This is a genomic window from Sphingomonas sp., assembly GCF_036388435.1.
Lineage (GTDB): Bacteria > Pseudomonadota > Alphaproteobacteria > Sphingomonadales > Sphingomonadaceae > Sphingomonas.
This window is the reverse complement of sequence record NZ_DASVRV010000029.1, coordinates 1-3,159: the sequence shown is the minus strand read 5'-3', so window position 1 is coordinate 3,159 and position 3,159 is coordinate 1. Positions and strand designations below refer to the sequence as shown.

The 3,159-nt window shown below is 69.6% G+C and carries 4 protein-coding genes; 2 read left to right on the top strand and 2 right to left on the bottom strand.

Annotated elements, in window-relative coordinates; genetic code table 11:
* Positions 1-1,271, bottom strand: a 1,271-nt coding sequence (locus VF592_RS06815) for a TldD/PmbA family protein (RefSeq protein ID WP_331004861.1), incomplete at its 3' end; no start/stop codon positions are given.
* An 18-nt stretch (positions 1,272-1,289) separates the two neighbouring features.
* Positions 1,290-1,523 (bottom strand): zinc-finger domain-containing protein, encoded by a 234-nt coding sequence (locus tag VF592_RS06810; protein WP_331004860.1) that lies wholly within the window; start codon positions 1,521-1,523, stop codon positions 1,290-1,292.
* Between the two features lie 75 nt (positions 1,524-1,598).
* Here VF592_RS06810 and VF592_RS06805 point away from each other — a divergent pair, with 75 nt between their 5' ends.
* Together VF592_RS06805 and VF592_RS06800 are read left to right on the top strand one after the other, a co-directional pair.
* Positions 1,599-2,522 carry an ABC transporter ATP-binding protein gene (locus tag VF592_RS06805; protein WP_331004859.1) on the top strand — a complete coding sequence of 308 codons (924 nt, stop codon included), beginning with the start codon at positions 1,599-1,601 and terminating at the stop codon, positions 2,520-2,522.
* 10 nt (positions 2,523-2,532) lie between these two features.
* On the top strand, positions 2,533-3,159 hold a 627-nt coding region (locus VF592_RS06800), incomplete at its 3' end, for an FAD-dependent oxidoreductase (RefSeq protein ID WP_331004858.1).

The window sequence follows — 3,159 nt, the reverse complement described above, 5'->3', positions numbered from 1 at the left end:
GGGCCGTCGCCGATCAGCGTCGCGCCCTTGATCGGGGCGCCCAGGCGGCCATTCTCGATCAGATAGGCCTCGGTGCAGCTGAACACGAACTTGCCCGACACGATGTCGACCTGACCACCGCCGAACGACTTGGCGAAGATGCCCTTCTTGACGCGCGACAGCAGCTCGGCGGGGTCGTCGCGGCCCGCCTTCATGAAGGTATTGGTCATGCGCGGCATCGGCGCATGGGCGAAGCTCTCGCGCCGGCCATTACCCGTCGGCTCGACCCCCATCAGCCGCGCGTTCAGCCGGTCCTGCATATAGCCCTTCAGGATGCCGTCCTCGATCAGCACCGTCTCGCGCGTCGGCGTGCCCTCGTCGTCGATCGACAGGGAGCCGCGCCGGTCGGGAATGGCGCCGTCGTCGACCACCGTGACGCCGGGCGCGGCGACGCGCTCGCCGATGCGGCCGGAAAAGGCGCTGGTGCCCTTGCGGTTGAAATCGCCCTCCAGCCCGTGGCCGATCGCCTCGTGCAGCAGCACGCCCGGCCAGCCGGGCCCGAGCAGCACCGTCATCTCGCCCGCGGGCGCCGCGACCGAGTCGAGGTTGACCAGCGCCTGGGCCAGCGCCTCGTCGATGCCGCGCGTCCAGGTCGCCTCGTCGAACAGCCGGTCATAGAGATAGCGACCACCGATCCCGAAGCTCCCCGTCTCGCGCCGGCCGTTCTGTTCAACGACGATCGCGACGTTGAGGCGCACCAGCGGACGCACATCGTGGGCGACGAAGCCGTCGGCGCGGACGATTTCGACCACGCTCCAGCTTCCCGACAGGCCGACGGAGACCTGCGCCACGCGCGCGTCACGTGACCGTGCGGCGGCGTCGATCCGCTGGCAGAGATTCACCTTGTCGGCAAAGGGGACGAGGTCGAGCGGGTCGGCCTCGGTATAAAGGTGGCGGTTGGTGCCCTGGGGCGGACCGGCCTTGGGGCCGGTCGCGGGGTCGATCAGCGCCATCGTCTCGGCGGCGCGCTTGATCGCGGCCTCGCTCAGCTCGTTGGCATGGGCGAAGGCGGTGGTCTCGCCCGATACGGCGCGCAGCCCGAAGCCGCCATGCGTGTCGTAGCTCGCGGTCTTCAGCCGGCCGTCGTCAAAGCCGAACGCCTCCGACCGGCGGTACTGGAGATAGAGCTCGCCGTCGTCGGCCGCGCCCAGCGCGCGTGCGGCCAGCGCCTGCGCGGTGGCGGGATCGAGGTCGCGGTAGAGGAAGCGGCGGGGATCGGTGATGGCGGTCATCACCGGGATATAGAGGGCTTAATTGCCCGCGCCATCCCCGCGATCGTGCAGCTTGCCTTGATCCACCCCATCCGCCGGCCCGCCGACCAGGACGAAGCGCCGGTCGCAATAGCCGCAATCGACATAGCCCGTCTCGTCGATCTGCAGATAGACGCGCGGATGGCCGAGCGCCGCGCCGCCGGGGATGTCGGTCGCGCCGTCGCACGCGACGCGGCGGTGGGACACGCGGGATGTTTCGAGCGGCGGATGCATGGCCGTCGGATAGCAAGCGAAGCGATGCCGTGGAAGGGGTGTATCTCCGCGCCCCTGACCGCTATCGCGGCGCCCATGGATGAAGCCGCGATCAGCATCACTGGGCTCTCGAAGACCTATCAGGGCGGCAAGCAGGCGCTGGATGACGTGACCTTCGACGTGCCGCGCGGGCAGATCTTCGGGCTGCTCGGCCCCAATGGCGCGGGCAAATCGACCTTGATCAACATCCTGGCGGGACTGGTGAACAAGAGCGGCGGGTCGGCGACGATCTGGGGCTTCGACATCGACCAGCATCCCCGCAACGCCAAGGCGTCGATCGGCATCGTCAACCAGGAGATCCTGTTCGACCCCTTTTTCTCGCCGCTGGAGACGCTGGAGATCCAGGCCGGCCTCTACGGCGTGCCCCGGCGCGAGCGCCGGTCGATGGAGCTGCTCCGCGCGGTGCGGCTGGAGGACAAGGCGAACGCCTATGCCCGCACGCTGTCGGGGGGCATGAAGCGGCGGCTGATGGTCGCCAAGGCGATGGTCCATTCGCCCCCCGTGCTCGTCCTCGACGAACCCACGGCGGGGGTCGACATCGAACTGCGCCAACAGCTCTGGGCCTATGTGCGCGAGCTGAACGCCGCCGGCGTCACGGTGGTGCTGACGACCCATTATCTGGAGGAGGCGGAGCAGCTATGCGACCGCATCGCCATCATCAACGGCGGCCGGCTGATCGCCAACGAACCCACGCGCGAGCTGGTCAACAAGGCGCAGGAGAAGGTCGTGTCGGTGACGGTCGACCGCGACCTGACCCATGCGCCCGAGGCGGTCTGCTTCGAGAAGGTCGTACTGAAAGGCGCCCGCACGCTGGAGATCACCTATGCCAAGGACCGCGTCAACGCGGGCGAGGTGCTGGCCGCGGTGACGCGCGACGGGCTGGGCATCGTCGACGTGGTGACCAAGGAAGCGGACCTGGAGGACGTGTTCCTCAGCCTGACGCGCGCGGCGAACGCGTGAGGTCGCGGGCGTGAGCGAGGCCGATGTCCTGATAATCGGCTCGGGCGCGGCGGGGCTGACCGCCGCGCTCAATCTCGCCGATCGCTTCCGCGTCGTCGTGCTCGCCAAGGGCGGCTTGGACGAGGGGTCGACCGCCTGGGCGCAGGGCGGGATCGCCGCGGTGCTGGAGCCGGGCGATACGTTCGACAATCATGTCGAGGACACGATGGTCGCGGGCGCCGGGCTCAACGATCGGGGCGTGGTCGAGTTCGTGGTGGAACGCGCGCCCGCCACGATCGCGCGGCTGCGGGCGCTGGGCGTACCGTTCGCGACCGAGGGGGACGCGCTCCACCTGACGCGCGAGGGGGGGCATTCGCACCGGCGCATCGTCCATGTCGCCGACGCGACGGGTTGGGCGGTGCAGGAGGCGCTGCTCAACGCCGCGCGCGCGCATCCCAACATCACCTTGGTGCCCGACCAGGTGGCGATCGACCTGGCGACCTCGCGCCACGAGGAACGCTATTCGGGGGCGGGGCATGTGTGGGGCGTCTATGCGGTCGACCGGACGACGGGCCTGGTCGACCTCCACACCGCGCGCGCGACGGTGCTGGCGACCGGGGGCGCGGGGCGGACCTATCTGTTCTCGACCGCGCCCAAG